Origin of the sequence: Streptomyces sp. NPDC058469 (assembly GCF_042721125.1) — a bacterium.
Taxonomy (GTDB): domain Bacteria; phylum Actinomycetota; class Actinomycetes; order Streptomycetales; family Streptomycetaceae; genus Streptomyces.
Window position 1 is genome coordinate 1 of the sequence record NZ_JBHXME010000160.1, and the last position, 24858, is coordinate 24858.

At 69.6% G+C, this 24858-nt stretch carries 22 protein-coding genes; 14 read left to right on the forward strand and 8 right to left on the reverse strand.

Annotation, left to right across the window (positions count from 1 at the left end; genetic code table 11):
- Nucleotides 1-54: 54 nt before the first annotated feature.
- The 4 genes from ACFWP5_RS42315 to ACFWP5_RS42330 all read left to right on the forward strand — a co-directional run bounded on the left by ACFWP5_RS42315 (nucleotide 55) and on the right by ACFWP5_RS42330 (nucleotide 3909).
- Nucleotides 55-1491 carry a carboxylesterase/lipase family protein gene (locus ACFWP5_RS42315; protein ID WP_384169751.1) on the forward strand — a complete coding sequence of 479 codons (1437 nt, stop codon included), beginning with the start codon at nucleotides 55-57 and terminating at the stop codon, nucleotides 1489-1491.
- A gap of 149 nt (nucleotides 1492-1640) precedes the next feature.
- Nucleotides 1641-2147, forward strand: coding sequence for a hypothetical protein (locus ACFWP5_RS42320; protein ID WP_384169753.1), 507 nt, complete (start codon nucleotides 1641-1643; stop codon nucleotides 2145-2147).
- Between the two features lie 43 nt (nucleotides 2148-2190).
- Nucleotides 2191-2787: a hypothetical protein gene (locus ACFWP5_RS42325; RefSeq protein ID WP_384169755.1), complete on the forward strand. Its 597-nt coding sequence runs from the start codon at nucleotides 2191-2193 to the stop codon at nucleotides 2785-2787.
- Nucleotides 2788-2985: 198 nt separating this feature from the next.
- Nucleotides 2986-3909, forward strand: a complete 924-nt coding sequence (locus ACFWP5_RS42330; protein WP_384169757.1) for an expansin EXLX1 family cellulose-binding protein — start codon at nucleotides 2986-2988, stop codon at nucleotides 3907-3909.
- Between the two features lie 5 nt (nucleotides 3910-3914).
- Here ACFWP5_RS42330 and ACFWP5_RS42335 read toward each other — a convergent pair whose 3' ends face one another.
- Nucleotides 3915-4832 (reverse strand): helix-turn-helix transcriptional regulator, encoded by a 918-nt coding sequence (locus tag ACFWP5_RS42335; protein WP_384169759.1) that lies wholly within the window; start codon nucleotides 4830-4832, stop codon nucleotides 3915-3917.
- Nucleotides 4833-4919: 87 nt separating this feature from the next.
- On the opposite strand from ACFWP5_RS42335, the gene ACFWP5_RS42340 reads away from it, so the two are divergent.
- Entirely contained in the window at nucleotides 4920-5618 is a 699-nt protein-coding gene (locus ACFWP5_RS42340; protein ID WP_384169761.1) for an SDR family NAD(P)-dependent oxidoreductase, read from the forward strand.
- Nucleotides 5619-5775: 157 nt separating this feature from the next.
- Entirely contained in the window at nucleotides 5776-7554 is a 1779-nt protein-coding gene (locus ACFWP5_RS42345; protein WP_384169763.1) for an FAD-binding dehydrogenase, read from the forward strand.
- A gap of 96 nt (nucleotides 7555-7650) precedes the next feature.
- Here ACFWP5_RS42345 and ACFWP5_RS42350 read toward each other — a convergent pair whose 3' ends face one another.
- The gene (locus tag ACFWP5_RS42350) at nucleotides 7651-8307 is read right to left on the reverse strand and encodes a maleylpyruvate isomerase N-terminal domain-containing protein (protein WP_384169765.1); all 657 of its coding nucleotides are present in this window, start codon (nucleotides 8305-8307) and stop codon (nucleotides 7651-7653) included.
- A gap of 71 nt (nucleotides 8308-8378) precedes the next feature.
- Nucleotides 8379-9128 carry a TetR/AcrR family transcriptional regulator gene (locus tag ACFWP5_RS42355; protein ID WP_384169768.1) on the reverse strand — a complete coding sequence of 250 codons (750 nt, stop codon included), beginning with the start codon at nucleotides 9126-9128 and terminating at the stop codon, nucleotides 8379-8381.
- A 185-nt stretch (nucleotides 9129-9313) separates the two neighbouring features.
- On the opposite strand from ACFWP5_RS42355, the gene ACFWP5_RS42360 reads away from it, so the two are divergent.
- The 3 genes from ACFWP5_RS42360 to ACFWP5_RS42370 all read left to right on the forward strand — a co-directional run bounded on the left by ACFWP5_RS42360 (nucleotide 9314) and on the right by ACFWP5_RS42370 (nucleotide 13049).
- Nucleotides 9314-11551: an MMPL family transporter gene (locus ACFWP5_RS42360; protein ID WP_384169770.1), complete on the forward strand. Its 2238-nt coding sequence runs from the start codon at nucleotides 9314-9316 to the stop codon at nucleotides 11549-11551.
- A 101-nt stretch (nucleotides 11552-11652) separates the two neighbouring features.
- Entirely contained in the window at nucleotides 11653-12117 is a 465-nt protein-coding gene (locus ACFWP5_RS42365) for a MarR family winged helix-turn-helix transcriptional regulator (RefSeq protein ID WP_384169772.1), read from the forward strand.
- Complete coding sequence (locus tag ACFWP5_RS42370) at nucleotides 12117-13049, forward strand: NADP-dependent oxidoreductase (protein WP_384169774.1); 933 nt, start codon at nucleotides 12117-12119, stop codon at nucleotides 13047-13049. Before ACFWP5_RS42365 ends, ACFWP5_RS42370 begins: the two co-directional genes overlap by 1 nt.
- Before the next feature lie 140 nt (nucleotides 13050-13189).
- On the opposite strand, the gene eno is transcribed toward ACFWP5_RS42370, so the two are convergent.
- The gene (gene eno, locus ACFWP5_RS42375) at nucleotides 13190-14473 is read right to left on the reverse strand and encodes a phosphopyruvate hydratase (protein ID WP_384169777.1); all 1284 of its coding nucleotides are present in this window, start codon (nucleotides 14471-14473) and stop codon (nucleotides 13190-13192) included.
- Nucleotides 14474-14566: 93 nt separating this feature from the next.
- On the opposite strand from eno, the gene ACFWP5_RS42380 reads away from it, so the two are divergent.
- A complete protein-coding gene (locus ACFWP5_RS42380; RefSeq protein ID WP_384169779.1) occupies nucleotides 14567-15433 on the forward strand; it encodes a winged helix-turn-helix transcriptional regulator in 867 nt (288 codons plus the stop codon).
- Between the two features lie 62 nt (nucleotides 15434-15495).
- On the opposite strand, the gene ACFWP5_RS42385 is transcribed toward ACFWP5_RS42380, so the two are convergent.
- The 3 genes from ACFWP5_RS42385 to ACFWP5_RS42395 form a co-directional block, all read right to left on the reverse strand.
- Entirely contained in the window at nucleotides 15496-16272 is a 777-nt protein-coding gene (locus tag ACFWP5_RS42385; protein ID WP_384169781.1) for an SDR family oxidoreductase, read from the reverse strand.
- Nucleotides 16273-16780: 508 nt separating this feature from the next.
- Nucleotides 16781-17959 carry a permease gene (locus tag ACFWP5_RS42390; protein WP_384169783.1) on the reverse strand — a complete coding sequence of 393 codons (1179 nt, stop codon included), beginning with the start codon at nucleotides 17957-17959 and terminating at the stop codon, nucleotides 16781-16783.
- Between the two features lie 85 nt (nucleotides 17960-18044).
- A complete protein-coding gene (locus ACFWP5_RS42395; RefSeq protein WP_384169785.1) occupies nucleotides 18045-18635 on the reverse strand; it encodes a DUF2218 domain-containing protein in 591 nt (196 codons plus the stop codon).
- Nucleotides 18636-18821: 186 nt separating this feature from the next.
- On the opposite strand from ACFWP5_RS42395, the gene ACFWP5_RS42400 reads away from it, so the two are divergent.
- The 4 genes from ACFWP5_RS42400 to ACFWP5_RS42415 all read left to right on the forward strand — a co-directional run bounded on the left by ACFWP5_RS42400 (nucleotide 18822) and on the right by ACFWP5_RS42415 (nucleotide 22753).
- On the forward strand, nucleotides 18822-19400 hold the full coding sequence (locus ACFWP5_RS42400; protein ID WP_384169787.1) for a TetR/AcrR family transcriptional regulator: 579 nt from the start codon (nucleotides 18822-18824) through the stop codon (nucleotides 19398-19400).
- A 230-nt stretch (nucleotides 19401-19630) separates the two neighbouring features.
- On the forward strand, nucleotides 19631-20776 hold the full coding sequence (locus ACFWP5_RS42405) for an ABC transporter substrate-binding protein (RefSeq protein ID WP_384169789.1): 1146 nt from the start codon (nucleotides 19631-19633) through the stop codon (nucleotides 20774-20776).
- A gap of 85 nt (nucleotides 20777-20861) precedes the next feature.
- Nucleotides 20862-22109, forward strand: coding sequence for a sensor histidine kinase (locus ACFWP5_RS42410; protein WP_384169791.1), 1248 nt, complete (start codon nucleotides 20862-20864; stop codon nucleotides 22107-22109).
- Nucleotides 22106-22753, forward strand: a complete 648-nt coding sequence (locus tag ACFWP5_RS42415) for a response regulator (protein ID WP_384169793.1) — start codon at nucleotides 22106-22108, stop codon at nucleotides 22751-22753. The genes ACFWP5_RS42410 and ACFWP5_RS42415 overlap by 4 nt, the downstream gene beginning before the upstream one ends.
- A gap of 7 nt (nucleotides 22754-22760) precedes the next feature.
- Here ACFWP5_RS42415 and ACFWP5_RS42420 read toward each other — a convergent pair whose 3' ends face one another.
- On the reverse strand, nucleotides 22761-24812 hold the full coding sequence (locus ACFWP5_RS42420) for a beta-galactosidase (RefSeq protein WP_384169795.1): 2052 nt from the start codon (nucleotides 24810-24812) through the stop codon (nucleotides 22761-22763).
- Between the last annotated feature and the right edge of the window lie 46 nt (nucleotides 24813-24858).

Sequence of the window (24858 nt, forward strand, 5' to 3'; positions counted from 1 at the left end):
ACCCGGCCCCCCCGCCACAACCCGAACCTCCCACCTCCACAAGGAAGTTGCTCCGTGCCCCAGTCCGTACTCGCTGTCACGTCCCAGGGCCCCGTCCTCGGGACGTGGCAGCACTCCACAGCCCGTTTCCTCGGCATCCCCTACGCCGAGGCCCCCGTCGGCGAACTCCGCTTCGCCGCCCCCGTTCCGACCAAGCCGTGGACCGAACCGCTCGACGCGACCCGGTACGGGCCCACCGCGCAACGCCGCCCTTTCATCCTGGACGGCCCCACCACCATCCCCGAGCCGTCGATACCGGGCGACGGGGTGCTGAACCTCAACGTCTTCACCCCGGACCCGCACCCGGGCGCCGACCTGCCGGTCCTCGTCTGGATCCACGGCGGCGGCTACGTCGCCGGTTCCGCCGCCAGTCCCTGGTACGACGGCTCCGCCTTCGCCCGCGACGGCATCGTCCTCGTGTCCATCGGCTACCGGCTCGGCATCGAGGGCTTCCTCCACCTCGACGACGCCCCCGACAACCGCGCCGTGCTCGACTGGATCGCCGCGCTGACCTGGGTACGCGACAACATCGACGCGTTCGGCGGCGACCCCGGGAAAGTCACCATCGCCGGTCAGTCGGCGGGAGGCGGTGCCGCGCAGACCCTGATGGCGACCCCGTCCGCGCACGGGCTCTTCCGCGCGGCGATCTCCCAGTCCGGCGCCGTCAAGTCCCCGCAGCACCGCCGCGACGCCCTCGCCGACTCGGCCCGCCTGACGGAACGCACCGGCGTCCCCGCCCTCGCCTCCGCCCTCCGCGACCTCACCGGCGACGAACTGCTAGCCCTTCAGGACGCCTTGGCCACACCTGAGGCAGGCCTGACGCCGGCGCCTTTCGCGGACGGGGAGTTGATCCCGGTCCCCGTCCCCGATGCCTTCGCCGACGGCAGCGCGGCCCCGGTACCACTCCTGCTCGGCTTCACCCGGCGCGAGTTCTACCCACCGCCCGGGACCACGCCAATACCCGCGCCGGTAGCGGCAGTTGAAGCCATGCTGACCGGTCACGGCCTGGGGCCCGATGCCGTGACCATGTACACAGCTCTCCAAGACAGGGCGGACCCGGCGCTACGCATGGGCCAAGCCCTCACCGACGCCATCTTCCGCGGCCCGTCCCTCGCCCTCGCAGAGTCCCACGCACACCACGAACTCCCCACCTGGCTCTACCACTTCACCTGGGGCAGCGCCGCCCACTGCACCGAAATCCCCTTCGCCTTCGACCTCCTGAACGCCGAGCGCGTCACGGCCGCGACAGGCCCGCATCCACCCCAGTCCCTCGCGGACGCGATGCACGGCGCCTGGGTCGCCTTCGTCCGCGACCTGGACCCGGGCCCCAACTGGCCCCGCTACACCAACAAGCGCCGCACGACGATGACTTGGGACACCGTCCCGCAGGCCCTCGACGACCCACTCAGCGCTGAGCGGCGTATCTGGACCATGCCGCCGACCACACCATGAATCGGCTGGACGTCGGCCACGGCGACGGCGTGTCCTTCTGACGCCCCGACCAGCTGGACGCCGGTGCGGGCACCCTGAAAACCGGTGGCGGAACGGCGACCCGGTCGTGACACGATCGGCCTCCCACCAGGTGAACGGAGTCCGAGGACATGACCGGGGAAGAGGCCATGGCGCAGCTCGGGCGACTCGCCAGGTCTCGCGCCTTCGGCTGCCACGTGGGGTCCGACCAGCTCATTCGGGCGGGCTTGGACGCACTCCTCGCGGATGTCGACAGCCCTTCCCTCCCCCTCCTGGCAGGCCTCGCGCGGAAAGACGAGCCCGAAGCACCTGAGCTCTTTGGCCAAGTACTCGACGAACTGGGGCTGTCCTTCGAACCACCAGCAGACCCTACGGCCGCGAAATGGGCCCACGCCCACTGGCTGGCCGAGCAGATCTCCGACGGCAGCCTCGATCCGGCCACCGGCGCCGAGCTGATCTGGACCGAGGTCGCTGAGGCGCTCGACTACCCGGACACACTCCAGCCGATCGTCGACTGCGCGATCTCACTCGCCGACCGGGACGACGACCGGACCGTGTCCTTCGAGGCCCTCCGATTCGACGCACTCCAGGCCGCGAGGGACCTGCTGAGCAACCGACACCCCACCATGGACAGCTAGATCGTGCTTATGCTGCGCTGAGGAAGGGCGACGGGAGGCGTGTATGCACAGGCCCGGCATTCAGATGCTGGTCAGGGCGACGGCGGCGGTGTCGGTGGTGATCGCTGCGGCGGCATGCGGCGCTCACCAGGACCCGGCGATGAACGCCCCTTCCGTGAGCGCCTCGCCGGATTCCTCCGTGTACGCAGCCGAGTTGGAGAAGAGCGACCTCCCCTGGAGTGGCAGCCCCAGCCCGTACAACGCCGAGGTGAAACTCGACGACGGACGCCGGGTGGCCCTGCACTACCTGCGCGGCAAGGGGCTCGTCGAGCAGCACTACAGTCCCCGGGCGAAGGCATGGACCGAACCTAAAGTCATCTACCGGACGAAGACCGACGCATGCCAGGGCATTGAACTGCGCACCAAGAACGGAACCGTCGCGGCAATCGCCGACTTCGGCTCCTACTGCTACGACGGTGAACCGCCGACCGAGTCCATCGCGGCCGTGGGTACCGGCAGCCTGGCCGAGTGGAGCGTCAACGTCACGAAGGACTTCGACGGTTGGGAACGGGCCTCCGTCTCCGATGACGGGCAGCAGGTTGTCTTCGGGAGGGACACCACGCTCCGTTGGAGCCGGGCCGACGGGTTCGAGCGTCCGTAACTGACCTTCAGGCCGGCGGTTTCGATGGCGCGACCGGAAGTGGGGTCGGGACACACCAGGAGCCCCGTCAGCACGGCGACGCGACATCTGTCCCCAACTACGCTCCCGGAGAAAGGGCTTGCCGCCGTCCCTCCGAGGCTGGCACGATCGCTGCCTCCCTCCCTCCGAGCAACGGGTGGCGGCCATCTAGGAGGTCCGGTGTCCAAGCGGTGGCTGTTCCTGTCGGCGGCCGCGGTACTCATCGTCGTCTCTCTGGCCCTGGTGCTCCTGCCCGGTCACAAGAACGACGAGGATGTGAAGGCCGAGGCGGGAAGCGCCGCGACCGAGCCCTCCGCGACCAGCGCCAGTCCGGCCAACTCGCCGTCCGCGACCGGCACTTCGACCGCCTCCGCGCGGGCAACCGCCGCATCGAAGAAGCCGTCGGCGACACCGACCGCCCGCGCGGCCACCACGCCCGCCGCATCGTCGGCCACGAAGACCGGCCAACAGGCGTCCGGCACCGCGTCGTTGGCCGGACGCATCCGCCCCGGCGTCACCTACCGAGGAGTCGCCACCTTCTACGACGCGGACGGCGGCGGCGCCTGCCTGTACGACCCGAGCGGCGACGTCATGACCGGCGCGATGAACACCGCGGACTACGAGTCGTCCAAGGCGTGCGGGGCGTACGTGCTCGTTCACGCGTCCAACGGCGCGACGATCACGGTCCGCATCACCAACGAATGCCCGGGGGACTGCGCACCCGGCCAGATCGACCTCAGCGCACAGGCCTTCGCCAAACTCGCCGCCCCTTCGGCCGGCCGGATCCCGATCACCTGGAACCTGGCGAGCCCCAGCACCTCGGACACGATCTCGATCCGCTACAAGACCGGTTCCACCCGCTACTGGTGCGGCATTCAGGCGATCGGCCACCGAAATCCCCTGGCCCGCCTCGAAGTTCGCACGGCCAGCGGCTGGCGTCAGTTGCAGCGCACCGACTACAACTACTTCATCTCAGAAGACGGCAGCGGCTGCGGCGACGCACTCAGGCTCACCGACATCTACGGCGAACAACTCACCGTCTCCGCACTCGCGGTGCGAGCGAACGTCACGCAGCCCACGCGGGTCCAGTTCGCCAAGCACTGACCCGCTCAGAAGCTGGGTGCGCGCAAGCCGTCACCGGCCATCGCCCGCCGCAACCCGGCCTCGTCCGAACTGCCGGGCGCTGCCGTCAAGATGACGATCTTCAGGTCTGAATCGCCGTCCGTCAGGACATCGCAGTCCACGTCCACGGGTCCGACCTCGGGATGCTCGACCGTCTTGCGGTCCTCGCGATGTGCGGCCACCGTGCCGCTCGCCCACAGCCGGGCGAACGTCGCGTTGCCCGCGGTGAGTTGACGGATCAGCTCCGCCAGGCGGACGTCGTGCGGGAAGCGGCCCGTGGCACGGCGCAGGTCGGACACGATCGCGAGGTCCGAGGCGTCACCGTTCGTCACCAGCACCGGCCATGAGGCGATGCGTACGTCACGCACGTCGTCGCCGGAACCGACCGGAAACCGCTCGCGCGCGAAGTTGCGCTGCTCCGGCGGCTTGTTCGACGGGTCGCCGAGCAGCGCCGCCCACCCGGGGTTCCACCAGATCAGCTGCCAGTCGGCGGCGAACACGGCGACGGCGACGTCCCCGAGCCGCTTCAACACGCGGTGCACCCCTGACGGCAGGTGATCGGGGATCGGCTCGTCGTTCGGCGGGACCAGCCCGGCCATGCGGTAGAGGTGCTCCCGTTCTACGGCGGTCAGTTGGAGGGCATCGGCGAGCGAGGCGACGACCTGGGCGGAGGGCGCCGTGGACCGCCCCTGCTCCAGCCGCACCACGTAGTCCACCGACACCCCGGCACGTTCGGCGAGTTCCTCGCGGCGCAGACCGGTCGCGCGCCGGGACCGACCGGACGGCAGCCCCACGGCCGACGGGGACAACCGCTCCCGCCAGGCACGAATCGTCGCACCCAATCCCAATCCCAGCCCCGACCTCAGTCCCAGTTCCAGCCCCTCGTTCGTCGCCATGTCCTCCATCCTCCCCCAACTCCCGATCCTGGTAATGCCGTTCCTACGGTCGAAGCGTCCCTGGCAGCGCACTCGCGCGGTGGGCACGATCGACGCATGACCACCACGTTCATCACCGGAGCCAACAAGGGCCTCGGCCACGAGACCGCCCGCCGCCTCCTCGCCCTCGGCCACACCGTGATCGTCGGAGCCCGCGACCAGGAACGGGGCGCGGAGGCCGCCGCCGCACTCGGTGCTCGGTTCGTCCGTATCGACGTCACCGACGACGCCTCCGTCACCGCCGCTGCGGCCGATGTCGCCGCACACGAAGGCGTCGTGGACGTCCTGATCAACAACGCCGGTGTACACGGCCCGCACGGCGATCCCGCCGACCTGACCGGCGCGGACGCGCTCGGCGTCTTCGACGTCAACGTCTTCGGTGTGGTCCGGACGATCACCGCGTTCCTCCCGCTGCTGCGCCGCTCGCCCGACCCGGTCGTCATCAACGTCAGCAGCGGCATGGGCTCGCTCGCCATCACCCACGACCCGTCGCGGATCGAGTCCTCCGTCGTCGCGCCGCTCTACACCGCCTCCAAGGCGGCGCTCACCATGCTGACCACCCAATACGCCAAGGCGTTCAAGGACGTTCGCGTCAACGCCGCCGATCCCGGCTACACGGCGACCGACCTCAACGGCCACAGCGGCCCCCAGACCGTCACCGAGGGAACCGACGCGATCGTCCGGCTCGCGACCGAGGAACCCGGCGCCAGGTCGGGCCGCTTCATCGACCGTGACGGCCCGCTCGACCTGTCTTGAACCCCACTCACCCGGTCCTGAACCCGACTCCCGCAACACGGCTGACACAGCTTGGTTTCTTTGGGTGCTACCGGCGGTAACAACAGAGGTGTCGCGGCACGTTCCACGTGTCGGACACACCTCCCGCACCTCCCGTATCTCATCCGGAAGGCACCCCATGGAGAACTCGGCCCCCACAACGATCAGCAGACGAAGAGCCCTGACGGTGGCCGGCGGTGTCGCCGCCGGCGCCGCTCTCGCGGCGCATGCCGTACCGGCGTTCGCGGCCGGCACCTCGGACGCGGACGCCATCGTCGTCGGCCACGGCCTCGCCGGTCTCGTCGCGACCGCCGAACTGGTCGCCGCAGGAAAGAAGGTGCTGCTCCTGGACCAGGAACCCGAGTCCAACCTCGGCGGCCAGGCCTTCTGGTCCTTCGGCGGACTGTTCCTGATCGACTCCGACGAGCAGCGGCTCATGGGCATCAAGGACTCCCAAGAGCTGGCGTGGCAGGACTGGTTGGGCACGGCCGGCTTCGACCGCGGCATCGACGACCCGACCGGCCAGGACTACTGGGCCCACAAGTGGGCTGAAGCGTATGTGGACTTCGCGGCCGGGGAGAAGCGGTCCTGGCTCTACGGCCTCGGCATCCGCTGGTTCCCGATCGTCGGCTGGGCCGAGCGCGGCGGCGGCCTCGCGGACGGACACGGCAACTCGGTGCCCCGCTTCCACGTCACCTGGGGCACCGGCCCGGCCGTGGTCGAGCCGTTCGAGAAGCAGGTGCGGGCCGGGGTCGCCAGCGGCAAGGTGACCTTCAAGTTCCGGCACCGCGTCGACGAGATCGTCCGCACCGGCGGTGCCGTGACCGGCGTGCGCGGCGCGATCCTCGAACCCAGCACCGCCCAGCGCGGCAAGGCCACCTCCCGTACGGTGGTGGGCGACTTCGAACTCAACGCCCCTGTGGTGATCGTGACCTCGGGCGGCATAGGCGCCAACCACGATCTCGTACGCCAGAACTGGCCGGCCCGGCTCGGCACCCCGCCCAAGACCATGATCACCGGAGTGCCGGCCTACGTGGACGGCCGGATGCTCGGGATCACCTCGGCGGCGGGCGGCCGTATCGTCAACCCCGACCGGATGTGGCACTACACCGAGGGCCTCAGGAACTACGACCCGATCTGGCCCAACCACGGCATCCGCATCCTCCCGGGACCGTCGTCGATGTGGTTCGACGCCACCGGCAAGCGGTTCTCCGCCCCCGACATGCCGGGCTACGACACTCTCCACACCCTGGGCTCGATCACCGCCAGCGGTTACGACTACTCGTGGTTCGTCACCACGAGCAAGATCATCGCGAAGGAGTTCGCGCTCTCCGGTTCCGAGCAGAACCCGGACCTCACCAACAAGGACATCCTGATGCTCCTTTCGCGCATCTGGCAGACGCCGGAGCCGATCGAGAAGTTCAGGAAGAACGGGGTCGACTTCGTCACCGCCTCCAGCCTCTCCGAACTGGTCCTCGGCATGAACAAGGTCACCGGCGACGGCCTCATCAAACTGGCGGACCTCCAGCGGCAGATCGAGGCCCGGGACCGGGAGATCGACAACCCGTACTCGAAGGACGCCCAGGTGATGGGCATCCGCAACGCCCTTTCCTACACCGGGGATTCACTCAGCCGCACGGCCGCGATCCACAAGATCCTCGACCCGAGCGCCGGACCCCTGATCGCCGTCCGCCTCAACATCCTCACCCGCAAGACCCTCGGCGGCCTGCAGACCGACCTCTCGGGCCGGGTCCTGGACGCCACCGGTACGCCAATCCCCGGTCTGTACGCGGCCGGTGAGGTGTCCGGCTTCGGCGGCGGGGGAGTCCACGGCTACCGCTCGATGGAGGGCACCTTCCTCGGCGGCTGCCTGTTCTCCGGCCGCCAGGCGGGCCGCGCCGCGGCCGCCGCGATCTGAGTGTTGAGGCCGCTCGCCATACCTCGGCAACTCGGGTGATCCCAGCCCGAGTTGCCGAGGGGCAGTACCGCGAAGAGGGTCGGTCGAACCGGAGGGCTATCCGAGGATGAGCGGCAACGTGGTGCACAGCACGCCCAGTTGAGCCGTCTCCCTGTCGCTCGGAGCGCGTCGCCTGGTGCCCACGAGCAGGGCATCCGTATCGGAGAACGATGACGGGAACGCGGTCCCGGCGATCTTCTCCAGCAACTCGCGGGCCCCGGCCAGCACTTCCGCCGAAGGCCCCGCCGCGTCCGGGAGGTGTGCGACCAGGTCGAGATGGTGCAGGGTCCACTCCAGGACGTACGCGGAGATGTAGTCGCCCGCGGTGAGGACCTCGTCCTGCGTGTTCACCCGCAGGCCGGGATCGGCGAGCCGGGCCGCGCGGCCCGCGGCCGAACCGACGTCGTCCAGATGGAACTTCAGCAGCCGGGGCTCCCCGTACGCGGCGGCCAGCCGGACGACCAGCGCGTCGAGCGGGTCGTCGCCGGTGGGCGGTGTCCGGCTGACGGCCCAGTAGGTCACCGCGTCGCGGGTCGGTGGTGTGTCGGCGGGCGTCACGAGGGTGATCAGGACGTCCTGGGCGTCGATGACCAGATGACAGACCAGGTCCCGCACCAGCCACCCGGCACAGCCCGACGGCCGCGCGAAGTCCTCGTCCGAGAGGTCCGCCACCGCCGCGAGCAGCGCCGTCCAAGAGCGTGAGAAGAGATCCACGTCGGCAAGCTAGTGCGACGTCAGCGCAGGCTGCAAGCAACCCGCGCGCGGCAGTCCCCTTGCCTGTGAACCTAGGACGACGGCGGGCTCACGTGCTCGGGGATGCGGCGGTGGATGTCCGCCAGCAGGTTCCGCATGCCCATGCGGAAGAGCTCGGCCTGATGCTCACCGAGGAAGGAGGTGTGCCCGAACACCTCCAGGGCGACAAGGCCGTGCAGGTGCCCCCACGCGCTCATCAGCAGAGCGGTCGCGGGGGAGGGCAGGTATCCGTGGCCGTAGTGCGGCAGCTGCTCCAAGTACGCCTGGAGCGGCGGTGAAAGCACGGGTATGTCGGCCGCGGCGAGTTGCTCCGAGCTGAAGCCCTCGAACAGCTCGCGCTCGAAGATCTCGCTCATCCGGCGCGAGGCCTGGGTGGTCGGGCCGTCGGTCGGGGCGGCGTAGTCCCGCAGCGGTGTTCCGTAGAGGAGTTGGAAGCGCTCGGGGTGGGCGATGGCCCAGCGGCGGTAGCCCTCGGTCGCGATCACCAGGCGGGGCAGGTCCGCCTCGTCCGGCGGGGTGTCGACGGCGGTCTGCACGGCATCGGCCAGGTCGTCGTACGCCTTGGTGACGAGCGCGGTGACGAGGGCGTTCCGGCTCGGGAAGTAGTGGTAGAGCGCCTGCACGGTCATGCCGAGGCTGCGGGCGACCGCTCGCAACGACAGGGCGGCAGGCCCGTGTTCGGTGAGGTGGCGCTCGGCCGCGTCCACGATCTCCTGGGTGGCGGCGGCCCGGCGCCGCTGGCGCAGCGAGAGCGGGGCGGTCGTGTCTTCGTCGACGGGCATGCACCCGACCGTACGACGGCAACTCCCGTTGGACGTCGCGAAGGTCCAAGGTGTGAGGAAAATCTAACACTGCCAAATCTTCTTGCTCCTCACTAACGTCGTGCGCGGCGACGAAGAGTGCCCCGTTGATCAACTCCGGCTGTTTCGCGCCTCTTTCACCGTATGGACATCAAAGGAGAACAGGCGTGTTTGAACGCATAGCCGAACTGGCGATCCGCCGATCCCGGCTGGTACTCGTCGTCGCCGTCGTGGCTGTGGCCCTCATGGGCGTCCTGGGCGCCGGCGCGTTCGCCAAGTTGCTGGGAGGCGGCTACGACGACCCGGCCTCCCAGTCCTCCCGGGCCGCCAAGGTCATTGACCAGAAGTTCGGCGGGGAGACGAATCTGGTCCTGCTGGTCGGTGCTTCCGAAGGGCGCGTCGACGCCCCGGCCGCGCGGCACAGCGGCCAGGAACTGGTGGCCGACCTCAAGAAGGACCAGCACCTTGAGAACGTCATCTCGTACTGGGACACGGGCAGTTCGGACCTCCTCTCCAAGGACGGTCGCGACGCCATGGTGCTCGCCCATGTGAAGGGTGACGACACCGAGCGGGACGAGAACGCCAAGAGCGTCATCGACGCCTACACCGGACCGTACGAGAAGACACTCAAGGTCCGGGCGGGCGGCGGCGCCGCCGTGACCAGCGCGATGGGCACACAGTCGGGCGAGGATCTCGTCCTGGCCGAGTCCATCGCCGTGCCGCTCACCCTGCTCCTGCTCCTGCTCGTGTTCGGCAGCATGGTCGCGGCCCTGCTGCCGCTGGCGATCGGGACCATCGCCATCGCGGGCACGTTCGCGGAGCTGTACGTCCTCGGCAGCGTCACCGACGTCTCCGTCTTCGCGATCAACCTGACCACCGCGCTGGGCCTCGGCCTCGGCATCGACTACGCCCTGCTGATGGTCAGCCGGTTCCGGGAGCAGCTCGCGACGGGGGCGAGCGTGGACGACGCCGTCCGGCGCACGGTGAGCACCGCGGGCCGTACGGTCGCGTTCTCCGCCGCGACCGTGGCGGCGGCGCTCGCGGCACTCCTGGTGTTCCCGCAGTACTTCCTGCGCTCGTTCGGCTACGCCGGTGTCGGTGTCGTCGTCATCGCGGCCGTCAGCACCCTGTTCGTCATGCCGGCCCTGTTCGTCGTCCTGGGCCACCGGGTCAACGGCGGGCGGCTGCCGTGGGCGAACCGTGCGCGCTCCGCCACCCGCGCACCCCTGTGGGGACGGCTGGCCGCCACCGTCATGCGGCGGCCCGCGCTCACCGCGCTGCCCGTCCTCGCGGTCCTGCTGGTCGCGGCGAGTCCGCTCCTCGGCATCACCTTCGGCACCCCGGACGAACGCGTCCTGCCCGAGGACGCCACGAGCCGCCAGGTCTCCTCGGTACTGCGCGAGAAGTTCAACGGCAACGACGACTCCGCGCTCCACATCGTCATCGACAAGCCCCTGAGCAAGGCCCCACTGCAGTCGTACGCGACCGAACTGTCCGGACTCGAGGGCGTCGTCCGCGTCGAGACCAGCACGGGAACCTACGCCGCCGGACAGCCCGCGGCGACCGGACCCGGCACCACCGCCCTCGGCCGCCCCGACGCACAGCAGCTCAACGTCGTGAGCACCCTGACACCGAAGTCAGACGCGGCCCAGAGCCTGGTCCGGGACGTGCGGGCGGTCGCCCCGCCCGCCGGAACACACCCCCTGGTAGGCGGAGTTGACGCCGTCCTGGTCGACTCCAAGCACTCCGTCAGCAGCCGGCTCCCGCTCGCCGTGGCCCTGGTCGCCCTCACCACCTTCCTCCTGCTCTTCCTCTTCACCGGCAGCGTCGTCCAGCCGCTGCGCGCACTGGTCCTCAACATGGTCAGCCTGGGCGCGACCCTCGGCGTCATGACCTGGATCTTCCAGGACGGCCACCTCTCCTCCCTGCTCGGCTTCACGGCACAGCCCATGGATGTGTCCATGACGGTGCTGATGTTCTGCATCGCCTTCGGCCTCTCGATGGACTACGAGGTCTTCGTCACCAGCCGGATCAAGGAACTCCACGACCTCGGCGAGGACAACGAGTCCGCCGTGACCAACGGCCTCGGGCACACGGGACGTATCGTCACCGCGGCGGCCTGCCTGCTCGCGGTGAGCTTCTTCGCCTTCGGGACGGCCAAGCTCAGCTTCATGCAACTGTTCGGCCTGGGCAGCGGGTTGGCCATCCTCATCGACGCCGTCGCGGTACGCGGCATCCTCGTCCCCGCCGCGATGCGCCTGCTCGGCCGTTCGGCCTGGTACGCGCCCGGCTTCCTGCGGAAGTTCCACGAGCGGTTCGGTCTGAGCGAGGGCGGTCCCGCGTCCGCAGCCGCGCCGGAGCGCGTCACCGAGTCGTCATACGGGAAGGACTCGACGCAGGTCTGACCACGCGGGGATCGATGCGGCCGAGCTGCCGCAGGTTGCGGCTGAGTGCATTAGCGCTAAGATGATTAGAGCTAATGCACTCAGTCGGAAGGACCCCGTCCGTGGACCTGCGGCAACTCTTCGACGACCTGGTGCGCTTCGAGACCGACCTGTGGAACGGGATCGACGCCCGCCTCCGGCAGGAGTGCGAGGTGACCCTGGGCGGTCTGAACGTGATGCTCGTCGTCGAGCGCGCGGGCTCCTGCCGGGTGAACGACATAGCCGCCGCCCTCTCGATCACGGTCGGCGGCGCGAGTCAGGCCGTCGACCGGCTGGAGAGACTCGGTCACTGCACCCGGCGACCTCACCCCGCCGACCGCCGCTCCTCGATCGTCGAACTGACGTCGGCCGGGCGGGAGTTGGTGACCGAGGCCGGTCCCGTATTCGACCGTGAACTCGCGACGCGACTGGCCGGCCCACTCCCCGACACGGCGCTCGGCCACCTCGCAAGCGCGCTCGCCGTGCTCCGCGCCACCACACCCGCATCCCCCGCACCCGGGCCAACACCCCGGACGAAGGAGACCTGATGAGCCCCGCACCAGCACGAGCAGTGCGCTTCGACCAGTACGGCGACCGCGATGTCCTCCAGGTCACCGAGGTGCCGATGCCCGTTCCCGCCGCAGGAGAGGTCCTCGTCGAGGTCCGTGCGGCGGGCATCAACCCCGGTGAGGCGTCAATCCGTTCGGGCGTGATGCACGAGCGGTTCCCCGCGACCTTCCCGTCCGGCCAGGGCAGCGACCTCGCCGGCGTGGTCACCGAACTCGGCGAGGGCGTCACCGACTTCGGCCTCGGCGACGAGGTTCTCGGCTTCTCCTGGCAGCGCTCCAGCCAGGCCACCCACGTCGTCGTACCGGTGTCGCAGCTCATCCTCAAGCCGGACGCCCTGAGTTGGGAGGTGGCCGGGTCCCTCTACGTCGTCGGCTGCACCGCGTGGGCCGCCGTCGAAGCGGTGGCCCCCAAGCCCGGTGAGACCGTCGCCGTCTCGGCCGCCGCCGGCGGTGTGGGTACCGTCGTCGTCCAACTCCTCGCCGTACGCGGCGCGCACGTCCTCGGCATCGCCTCGCCCGCCAACGCCGACTGGCTCACCGCCCACGGCGCGACCCCGGTCCCGTACGGTGACCAGCTCGCCGGTGCGCTCACGGCGGCGGCGCCCGGCGGGATCGACGCCTTCATCGACCTCTTCGGCCCCGACTACGTCCAACTCGCCGTGGAACTAGGCATTCCCAGGGACCGGATCGAGACGATCATCTCGTTCCAGAAGGCACAGGAACTCGGCACCAGGAGCGCCGGCAGCGCCGACGCCTCCACCCGAGAGGTCCTCACCGAGATGGCCGACCTCGTCGCCTCCGGCCGTATCGAGATCCCCATCGCCGCGACCTACCCGCTCGACCGCGTCCGTGACGCGTTCGCCGAACTCGAGAAGCGTCACACACGCGGAAAGATCGTGCTGATCCCTTGAGCTGAGCGATGAACCGACCGACGCCGTCGAGGCTCAGTGGTAAAACGATGCCAACGACCGGTGTGTGCCCGTCACGTGTTTCCGCGCAGCGCCGACGTGGAGTAAGGACCCACGAGATCCGCGACGCGTCGTCCCGGCTGTCAGCGGCGCAGCCCCAGCGCGGCGCGTCCCGCGTACCGCGCCTGGGTGCCCAAGTCCTCCTCGATGCGGATGAGTTGGTTGTACTTGGCGGTGCGGTCGGCGCGGGACAGTGAACCGGTCTTGATCTGGCCGCAGCCGGTCGCGACGGCGAGGTCGGCGATGGTGGTGTCCTCGGTCTCTCCGGAGCGGTGGGACATGACGACGGTGTAGCCGGCGCGGTGAGCCGTCGCGACGGTGGCCAGGGTCTCGGTGAGGGTGCCGATCTGATTGACCTTCACCAGGATCGAGTTGGCGATCCCGTCCCGGATTCCGGCGCTCAACAGCGTCTCGTTGGTGCAGAACACGTCGTCGCCGGTCAGCTGGCAGCGCTCGCCGAGCCGGGCGGTGAGCGCCTGCCAGCCGTCGTGGTCGTCCTCGGCCATCGGGTCCTCGATCGACGCGACGGGGTAGCGGTCGACCAACGTCGCGAGGTAGTCGGCGTGTTCGGCCGGCGTACGGCGGACGCCCTCGCCCGTGTAGTCGTAGACGCCGTCGTGGAAGAACTCGGACGTGGCCGGGTCCATGACGAGGGTGATGTCGGTGCCGGGCTTGTAGCCCGTCTTCTCGATGGCGTGTACGACGAAGTCGAGGGCCTCATCGGCGGTGCGCAGGTCGGGGGCGAAGCCGCCCTCGTCGCCCACGTTCGCGCTGTGGCCGGCGGCGATCAGGTCGCGGCGCAGGGTGTGGAAGACCTCGGAGCCCATCCGGACGGCCTCGGTGAAGGTGGCCGCGCCGATGGGCGCGATCATGAACTCCTGGAAGTCGAGCGGATTGTCGGCGTGCGCGCCGCCGTTGACGATGTTCATCATCGGCACCGGCAGCAGGCGCGCGTCGACGCCGCCGATGTAGCGGTACAGCGGCAGTCGGTGGGCGGCCGCGGCCGCCTTGGCGGTGGCCAGGGAGACGCCGAGCAGGGCGTTGGCGCCGAGTCGTGACTTGCTGTCCGTACCGTCCAGTTCGATCATGGTCCGGTCCACGGCGGCCTGGTTCTCGGCGTCGAGTCCGATCACGGCGTCCGCGATGCTCTCGTTGACGGCGTCGACAGCGCGCCGAACTCCCTTGCCATGGAAGCGGGTTGGGTCGCCGTCGCGGAGTTCGACCGCTTCCCGGGCGCCGGTGGAGGCGCCCGACGGTACGGCGGCGCGGCCGAGCGAACCGTCCTTGAGTTCCACGTCCACCTCGACGGTCGGATTGCCCCGACTGTCGATGATCTCCCGTGCGACGACCCGACTGATGGCGGTCACGGTGCAGCTCCTCACGCTGGGCCCGCGCGATGGCGGGCGGTAAGTTCCACTGAGAAACAAAGTGAGTCCTGAAAGAGAACCTACTATGGGTCCATGAGGATGCACAACGCCGACGAGACCTGCGGCATCGCCCGGGCCGCCGTGGTTCTGGGGGACTGGTGGAACGTTCTGGTACTGCGGGAGATTGCACGCGGACACGTCCGCTTCGACGCACTGGCCGCCGAGATCGGCCTGTCCCGCAACGTCCTCACCGAGCGCCTCGGCCGGCTCGTCGCCCAGGGCGTCCTGCGCCGCAGCCTCTACCAGCGACGCCCGGTGCGCTACGAGTACGTGCTCACCGATGCCGGACTCGCACTGCTGCCCCTCCTCGTCGCCATGCAGGACTGGGGCGACCGATGGGTGCTCGGCGACGGAAGCCTCACCGCCACGGCCGACACCGACAGCGCCGAGCACACCCGCGTGCACGCCCTGGCCGGCACCCGCCTGCCCGAAGACCTCCAACTCCCCGACACACAAGGCACCGACCTGCCCGTGGTCTCGCCGGACGCCGCCGCGACCGTGCTGTTCACCTACCCCGGCACGGGAGTCGACTGGGACGAGCCGATCCCCGGAGTGGCCGGCTGCACGCTGGAGAACCGCCTCTTCCGAGACGCCTGGCCCGACTTCCGCGGGGCGGGCGTGGACGTACGCGGCATCAGCACCCAACTCCCGGACGAACAGGCGGAGTTCGCCCGCACCGAGAGGATCCCGTACCCCCTCCTCTCCGACGCCCACCACCAACTGGGCGCGGCCCTACGGCTGCCGACCTTCCGCGGCGCCGGCCGCCTGCGCCACAAACGCCTGATCCTGATCGTCGATGCCGAACGGACCGTACGGCACGCGCTGTTCCCGGTCGACGACATCCCGCACGCGGTCGGGCAGAGCTTGCGGCTGGCCGAGGACTGCGCTCGTGCTGCTTGAGGCGGGTGCCTCCTTGAGGGGAGTGATGGTCCGGGGTTGTCACGGGATTGGCTGCCCGGGTGCTACGCGAATCCGCCGTTGCTCATGAGGAGTTGGCCGTTGATCCACTGGCCTTCCGGTGAGCAGAGGAAGTCGACGAGGTGGGCGGTGTCCTGCGGGGTGCCGAGGCGGCTGAGCGGTGTTTGCCGGAGCACCTGCGCGCGGTCTTCGTCGGTCATCCAACCGGTGTCCACCGGCCCCGGGTTGATGACGTTGGCGGTGACGCCGAGGTGGGCGAGTTCGTGCGCGGCGGCCAGAGTGATGCGATCCAGGGCGCCCTTGCTGGCGCCGTAGGGGAGGTTGTTCACGGTGTGATCGCTGGTGAGGGCGATGATCCGGCCGCTGCCCGGGGCGGCGGCGAACCGTCGGCCGTACTCGCGGATCAGCAGCCAGGTGGCGCGGGCGTTGACCGCGAAGTGCCGGTCGAAGCTTTCGACGGTGGTGTCGAGCAGGCCGGAGTCGACGGACTCGCAGTGGCACATCACCAGGGCCGTGACACCGCCCAGGTCGTGTTCGACCTCGTCGAAGACACGGGCCGGGGTGTCCGGGTCGGCGAGGTCCGCCTCAACTGCCGTGGTGGCGGCGCCGTGTCGGGTGAGGGTGTCGGCGATGGCATGGGTCGCGCCGGCCTCGGGGCCCCAGGCCATGCGCTCGTCGTAAGGAGTCCAGTAGGTGAAGGCGATGTCCCAACCGGAGGCCGCGAGTTGACGTGCGATACCCGCGCCGATGCCGACGGTCCGGCCCACTCCGGTGATCAGGGCGAGCGGGCGGGCAGGGGGATGGGAGGGGCTCGTCGTCATGATCCGAGATCGTTCATGACCGGGATCGGATGGGCAACTGCCTTTTGTGCAGGGATGCTTATGTGCGGTGGTGGCTGCCCGATGCCCCCATCGAGCAGGTGTCGACACTCGCGCCGTTCGGTGCGGTGTATCAGGCCTCGATGCGAAGCCGGGTGTCGCCGAGCAGCTCGGCCGGGACCACTCCGGTTGCTCGCTGGTTACCTCGCCCGTGGAGGGGTGATCCGCGTGAGGAACGCGCCGCCGCGACGGGTACCGGAGCACCGGAAAGCGGCCTCCTGCTCGCCGCTCTCCAGAGAGAACACCAGGGCGTTCGGCCCCCATGAGCCCATGTCCTCCTTGGGCGCGCGGCTGCTCGCAATGAGGAGTCGGGAGTCCGGGAGAAGCGCGATGTGACTGCGCCGGACCTGTACATGGTTGATCCGCCGGCGTTGAACCGATCCGTCAGCCTGGCGAAATCACCAACACCCCGTCGAACGGCAGCTTCGCAGCGCGAACGACCGGACGGGTCCTAGTGGTGGTCCTCGTGGTGCTCGTGTGCGTGTTCCTGCTCGCCCTGGTTCGGTGAGCCGCCCATCATCCGCAGCATGGCCGGGCCGCCGCTGCGCAGGAACCGTACGAGCAGACTCGCGGCCAGCAGCAGGAAGACGATGTTGAGCCAGGTCGTGCAGTTCCAGGTGATGCCCTCGTCGGGGATCTTGGCGTCGGCCTGGTCGGGGATCAGGCCCAGACCGCCGAAGGCGAACTCGACGATGTACCCGGCGACGGCCATCGCCGTGAAGAAGGTGACGAGCAGGAAGCCGGCCATCCGGGCGCCGTAGTACTTCCGGTAGATGTTCAGGATGGGCAGGATCAGCAGGTCGGCGTAGATGAAGGCGATCACCCCGCCGAAGCTGATGCCGCCTTTCCAGAGCACCACCGCGAGGGGCACGTTGCCGATCGAGCAGACGAAGGTCGCGACGGCCACCAACGGTCCGACGAGCGGTCCGACCAGCTTCGCGGCGAGGGGATGGTCCGCGAGGAAGAACGTGTGCCAGAAGCTGTCCGGCACCCAGGCGGCGATCGCGCCCGCGATCAACAGTCCTGCCACCAGGTCGCGCAGGATCGCGGCCCACTCCATCACGAAGATGTGCGCGACGGACGTGAACCCGTCCCGCGAGAACAGCCGACGGACGAAGCTCCCCTCGCCCCCGATCGACATGTCCATCGCCGCATGCCCCTCCATGGAACCGGCCAGTCCGCGCTCCGCCTGCTCCTGCGCCTGGTCCAGCAGCCGCTGGCGCAGGAAGAGACGGAACAGCACCGCGAGGACGACGATCATGATCGGTCCGCCGACGAACTCGGCCGCGGTGAACTGCCAGCCCATCAACAGGGCCAGGATCACGCCGAGTTCGACGACCAGGTTGGTGGAGGCGATCTCGAAGGCCATGGCCGCGGTGAAGTTCGCGCCCTTGCGGAACAGGGAACGGGCGAGCGCGACGGCCGCGTACGAGCAGGAGGACGAGGCCGCGCCGAGCCCGGCGGCCAGGGCGAGCGTGCGCGGCCGGTCGTCACCGAGCAGCCGTACGACCGTCGACCGACGCACCACCGCCTGCACGACGGCGGAGAGCGTGAACCCGAGGATCAGTGCCCAGGTGACCTCCCAGGTCATCGAATCGGTAATGGACAACGCGTGCCCGATCGCTCCCATGAACCTGCCCCTCTCCGGTGTGTCTGCGCAGGACTATACCCCCAGGGGGTATCGAATGCGCGCGACCGGGCCTGTCCGGTGTGGCCTATCCGATACGACTCCTGTGGCGATGCAGGGCGAGGCCGCCCGCGAGAGCCCCCTTCACCGCGACGACCGTCACCAGAAACGCCACGACCCAGCCGGTCCACGACATCTGGGCCAGGACGGTTCCGCCGAGCGCGAGATGCAGGGCTACGGCGACGACCACCACGCCGATGACGAGGAACCTGGTCCGGCCGCCGGGCGGTTGGTGCGGCGGAACTGCTCCCTCGCCGGGCGCGTCGACGGCAGCCCCGGACGGCTGCCACTCCACCCGCAACGGATCGCGCCTGCTGAACCTGCCGATGTGCGTGCCGACGAGTTCCTGAAGTCGCTCCAGGTTCTCCTGGCCGTCGGCCTCGACGTGCACTCGCAGTGTGCCGGGGAGGGCCTGCAGGGTGCACTGCCCCCACGGCAGGCGGAGGGTCCCGTCGGTGTCCGTCCACTCGACCTGGATCTGATCGGGCCGAAGTTCCGGGAGTGTGTGGGTGCGCGGGCGATGGCTCAGGTGGCGGCCCTTGTTGTCGAAGTGCTTGCAGAGTTGTACGAGGTACCGGCTGGGGCGGTCGGTGGGGATGTGTGCTTCGGAGGTGGGCATGGGTTCGGTTCCTCGGTTCGGGTGGGGCTCTGGGTGAGTGGGGGATTCGGGGTGCGGGTGAAGGTGACCAGTCAGGCAGGCGTGCCGCCCGTCTCCTCGCCGTCTACCGCCCCGACAGCTTTATCGAGACACTGTGTCGCTGTCAATGCATGGTGTATCGATGGTGGCGAGACGTATGCTGAGGCGGTGCCGAAGCTCTGGAACGAGACCATCGAGGAGCACCGTCGCGCCGTACGCGACACGGTGTTGGAGACCACGGCGGTGCTGGTGACCGAGCGGGGGCTGCGCTCGGTGACGATGTCGAAGATCGCCGAGGAGAGCGGGATCGGCCGGGCCACGCTGTACAAGTACTTTCCGGACGTCGAGTCGATCATGACGGCGTGGCACGAGCAGCAGATCGCCGGGCATCTCAAGGAACTCGCCGACCTCCGGGACGGCTCCGGCGGCGCGGGTGACCGGTTGGGAGCGGTACTTGAGGCGTACGCCTTCATCCAGCAACGGCGCCACGGCCACGGCCCCGAACTCGGCGCGCTGTTGCACCAGGGTGAACACGTCGTCGGCGCCGAGCAGCACCTCCACCGCTTCCTCCGAGAACTCCTGGCCGAGGGCGCACAGGCCGGCGACATCCGCGACGACGTCTCCCCGGACGAACTCGCGACCTACTGCCTCCACGCCCTCGCCGCAGCCGGCGTCCTGCCCTCCAAAGCGGCGGTACGACGACTCGTCACGGTCACTGTCACGGGGCTGCGCCCGGCACCGCAATGACGGAAGTCCCGGGTTTCGACGTGCTGTTGGCTGTGCGGCTGGATGGACGGACCGGCACCATCCCGTTCAACCGATCGGTTGAACCCCGTTTCAACCTCGCGCACACCCCTCGCTCCGTTCGGACGACGCGAACGGCCCTCGGGCGGCTGAAGAATCACGAATGACCATGGCGCCGGGCTTACGCCCACGCGGCTCATGGCTTCACGCCCCCCTCAGAGAGGCCCCACAGAGTGTCCAGTTTTCTCAGCAGACGACGTGTCCTTGCCGGTGGAGCCGGTGCCGCCCTCGGGATGAGTGTGCTCGGTGCCGCGACCACGCCCGCCGTAGCCGCCTCGGGCGCGCGGTCCTCCCGGAGCTCTGCCGCAGCCGAGGAGACCCGAACGCTCGACGAGCTGTACCGGGCCGCCCTGGCCGAGGGCGGCAAGCTGGTGGTCTACGCCGGGGGTGACACGCCGACCCAGCAGGACGCCACCAAGGCGGCCTTCAAGAAGCGTTTCCCCGACATGGAACTGATGCTGGTCGTCGACTACAGCAAGTACCACGACGTGCGCGTGGACAACCAGTTCGCGACCGACACCCTGGTCCCCGATGTCGTACAACTGCAGACGCTGCAGGACTTCACGCGGTGGAAGGAGCAGGGCCGGCTGCTGCCCTACAGGCCGGCCGGGTTCTCGAAGGTCTACGACAAGTTCAAGGACCCGCAGGGCGCCTGGGTCGCCATCGGCGCGGTCGGTTTCAGCTTCCTGTACGACGTCGACGCGGTCGGTGCGGACGCCCCGAAGTCCCCGCTTGACCTGATCGACCCCAAGTGGAAGGGGAGGATCGCCTCGTCCTACCCGCACGACGACGACGCGTCCCTCTACCTCTACACGCTGTACGCGGAGCGCTACGGCTGGGACTGGGTGGCCGCGCTCGCCGCACAGGACGTGCGGTTCGCCCGGGGCAGCAATTCCCCGGGTGACGCGGTCTACGCCGGACAGAAGGCGATCGGCATCTCCACGGCCGGCACGCTGGTCTCCTCGAATCCCGTGAAGTGGGTCGTGCCCGACGGCCACCCGTTCATGGCCTGGGGCCAGCGCGCCGCGATCCTGAAGCAGGCCAAGAACGGGACGGCCGCCAAGCTCTACCTCAACTGGCAGCTGTCCGACGCCCAGCAGCGGGCGTCCTTCAACGGCTGGTCGGTACGGACCGACACCACGCTCCCGGCGGGACTGAAGCCGCTCTGGGAGTACCCGAACGCGAACATCGACGGCTTCCCCCGCTTCATGGCCGACCGTGCGGAGGTCGAGCGCTGGAAGCAGACCTTCGCCCTCTACTTCGGCGAGGTGAAGGGCGATCCCTCGCCGGGCTGGCTGGGGCTGCACCCGGGGGCGTGACGGGCCCCACTGTTCACACTGGTCATACAGGTCGCGGATAGACTCGGGGACCCTGTCCGGATCATGTGGCCCAAGGGGATCCGCCGTGTCCGCTCGCACTCCGCCGGCCGCTCGCGGCAGTCGGCACACCCTGGAGCACGTCTCCCATCTCGCGCTGTTCCTCGTCGTCGGGGCGGGCTTCGTCCGGCTCGCCCTCGTCGACGTTCCGTTGTGCTGGTACATCGTGAGCCTCAGCGGAGCACTGGCACTGGTGTACGCGGGCGGACTGACGTGGTGGGACCGGCTCGGGCCGTTCGGCCGGCGTGCCTGGGTCCCCGTACTGCTCCTGCTGTGGACCGTGCTGACCTTCCTCACCCAGGCGCCGCTGACAACTGCCTACGTGTGGTGCGCCGTTCCGCTCGCCTGCGCCGCCCTGCGCGTGCTCGGCGGCCGGGCCGCCGTGGTGGCGGTGGCCGTGATCACCGTCGTACTCGTCGGGTCGCTCGTCCGGTCCACGGGCGGCTTTGACCCCGAGGTCGCGCTGGTCCCCGTCGCGGCGGTGTGGGCGACCGTCGCGCTCTACCGGACCCAGCAGCGGGACGCGGCCGTCCGCCAGCGGCTCGTGGGGGAGCTCCGGGACACACGGGACACCCTCGCCAAGCAACAGCGTCAGGCGGGCGTACTCGCGGAGCGCACCCGTATCGCCCGCGACCTGCACGACACCCTGGCCCAGGAACTCGCCGGCAGCGTGATGCTGTTGCAGGTGGCCGAACGCGACTGGGACGAGCGGCCGGACGTGGCACGCACCCGGGTCCGAGCCGTGGCCGACGGACTCGGCGCGAACCTGGCCGAGACCCGGCGGATCATCCGCGATCTCACTCCCGCCGCCGTCGCCGAGGCGGGCCTGGAGGACGCACTGCGTCTGCTGTGCGCCCGATCGCGGACCGAAGGCGCCGGAGTCCGGGTCCAGTTCCGCGCTGTGGGCGCGCATCAGCCGGTACTCGACGAGCACACGGCCACCACCCTCTTCCGTGTCGCGCAGAGCACGCTGGCGAACGTACGCGAACACGCCCGCGCGGCAAGCGTGTTGGTCACCTACCGACGGCACAGGGACCGGGTGGAACTCGAAGTGAGCGACGACGGGCTGGGGTTCGACCCCGCCGCGGCCTTCGCGGCCGGTGCCCGCGCGGACCGCGGCTTCGGGCTTCCCGCGGCCAGGGCGCGACTGCGCGAATGCGGCGGAGACCTCGACGTGAGGAGCGTGCCGGGGCGGGGGACCAGGGTCCGCGCCACGGTGTCCGCCCCGCCCCGGGTCCAGCCGGTCGCACCCCTCACCGCGGCGACCACCGCGTGACCGCCGCACCGCTCCGCCTCCTGGTCGCGGACGACCACGCCGTCGTACGGGCCGGACTGCGCGCCCTGCTCGACGGCGAACCGGACCTCGACGTGATCGCCGAGGCCGGGAGTGGTGAGGAAGCCGTACGCCTGGCAGCCCAGTTGATGCCCGATGTCGCGCTGATGGATCTGCGGTTCGCCGGGCCGGGGAGCGGGATCGACGGCGTCGAGGCCGTTCGTCGTCTCGCCGTGCGGGCGCCTGGTGTGGCGGTGGTGATGCTGACCAGCTATGCCGGACGAGCCGATGTCGTACGGGCGTTGGAGGCGGGCGCCCGCGGCTATGTGCTCAAGGCGGGGCCGCCGGAGGAACTGTTCCAGGCGGTTCGTACGGCCGCCGCCGGCTCGGTCGGGCTCGCGGCGGAGATCGTCGGCGAGCTTGTCGGCCAAGTGGTCAGCCCCGCCCAGGAGTTGACCCAGCGCGAGATCGAGGTCGTACGGCTGATGGCCGAGGGTCGCAGCAACCGGGCCATCGCCGAGGCGTTGTTCCTCAGCGAGGCCACGGTCAAGACCCATCTCGTTCGGATCTACCGCAAGTTCAAGGTCGACAACCGGGCGGCGGCCGTGTCGGAGGCCGTCCGCCGGGGGCTGCTCGAACTCACGTGACCCGTCGTCAGTTCGCTGGTTGGCGTACCACTGCGACGTCCCTGGGGGAGAGGACCGGGAAACCGTCGTCGCCCGTGCTGCCGACCAGGAGTTCGCCGGACAGGCCGGTCAACGGCACTGTCCCGTCCGTCCGGTTGACCAGGAACAGATAGCGGCTGTCGGCGTCGCGGCGCACGGTCAGCTCGACAAGTCCCCTTGCGGAGTCCGGGAGTTCGCTGCCGACGCCGGCGGGCGCTAGCAACTCGGGGAGCAGACCGGCGAGGCCCTCGCGGCCCAGTCGTGTGGAGACGTACGCGGCCGAACCCCCGCCCACCGTACGGCGGGTGACGGCGGGGCGACCGGCGTACGTTCCGCTGCGGTAGTGGGCCAGCACCTCCACCTCCTCGTCGGTCACCGTGATCCGGTCGGTCCACAGGGAGCCCGTGGCGGCACCGTCGAGGTCCAGTTCGACCGTGTCGCCGTCGAGCAGCGGGCCGAACTCCTCGATGCGGATGCCAAGAAGGTCGCGCAGGGCGCCCGGGTAGCCGCCGAGCCAGATGTGGTCGTTCTCGTCGACGACGCCGGAGAAGTACGTGGAGACCAGATGGCCGCCCTGCTCGACGTACCGCGTGAGTTCCTTGGACAAGGCCGCGGGGACCATGTGCAGCACGGGCGTGATCACCACGTCGTAGCGGTCGAGGCCGGTCTGTGCCGTGACGATGTCGGCGCGTATGCCGAGGTCGAGGAGGGCGGAGTACCAGTCGAGCGCTTCCTGGCGGTAGTCGAGCCGGTCGGTGGGGTGCGAGTCCTGCTCGCTCGCCCACCAGGACTCCCAGTCGAAGACGATGCCGACCCGGGCCGTCTCGCGGTCCGAGCCCGCGACCGGGGCCAACGTGCGCAGGATGCGGCCGAGTTCGGCCACCGCGCGGAAGACCTCGCTGTCGGCCCCGGCGTGCGGGACCATCGCGGAGTGGTACTTCTCGGCGCCGGCCGCCGACTGGCGCCACTGGAAGTAGCAGACGGCGTCGGCGCCGTGCGCGACGTGCAGCAGCGAGTCACGGGCCAGGTCACCCGGGCGCTTGGCCACGTTGACGGGCTGCCAGTTGACGGCGCTGGTGGAGTGCTCCATGAGGAACCAGGGACGGCCGCCCGAGATGCCGCTGACGAGGTTCGCGGAGAAGGACAGCTCGTCGCGGTCCTGCGAACCGGGCGTGACGTAGTGGTCGTTGGAGACGAAGTCGATCTCGGCGGCCCAGTCGGCGTAGTTCATGCCCTTGGTGTTGCCCATCACCATGAAGTTGGTGGTGACCGGCACGTCCGGCGTGATCTCGCGCAACAGGTCGCGCTCCGCGCGCAGATGGTCCTTGAGCGCGTCGGAGGAGAAGCGCTTGAAGTCGAGTTGCTGGGTGGGGTTCGGGAAGGAGGCGGCCAGCCGGGGCGGCAGTATCTGCTCCCAGTCGCTGTACCGCTGGGACCAGAACGCCGTGCCCCAGGCCTGGTTGAGCGTGTCGATCGTGGTGTAGCGGGCGCGCAGCCAGTCGCGGAAGGCGCGGGCCGCGTCGTCGGAGTAGTCGTAGACGTTGTGGCAGCCGAGCTCGTTGGAGACGTGCCACGCCACCAGCGCGGGGTGGTCCGCGTAGCGTTCGGCCAACTTCCGTACCAGGCGCAGCGCGTGCTCGCGGAAGACGGGCGAGGTGGGACGCCAGTGCTGGCGGCCACCGGGCCACAGGGTCTCGCCGGCGGCGGTCACCGGGAGGATCTCCGGGTGCTCCGTGCTCAGCCACGGCGGCGGGGACGCGGTGGCGGAGGCCAGGTCGACGCCGATGCCGCCCGCGTGCAGCAGGTCCATGATCTCGTCGAGCCAGCCGAAGTCCCACTCGTCCCGGGCCGGTTGGATGCGGGCCCAGGAGAAGATCCCCACGGAGACGATGTTGACGCCGGCCTCGCGCATCAGCCGGATGTCGTCGTCCCACACCTCGCGCGGCCACTGCTCCGGGTTGTAGTCGGCGCCGTAGGCGAGACGGGGGGTGGCGTCACCGTCCGGCCCATGCCGCAACTGGGACAGGAGGGTGGAGATCATGGTGGTCCTTCCGGTTACTGCACAGGTGGTACGCGTCGCGTGGTGG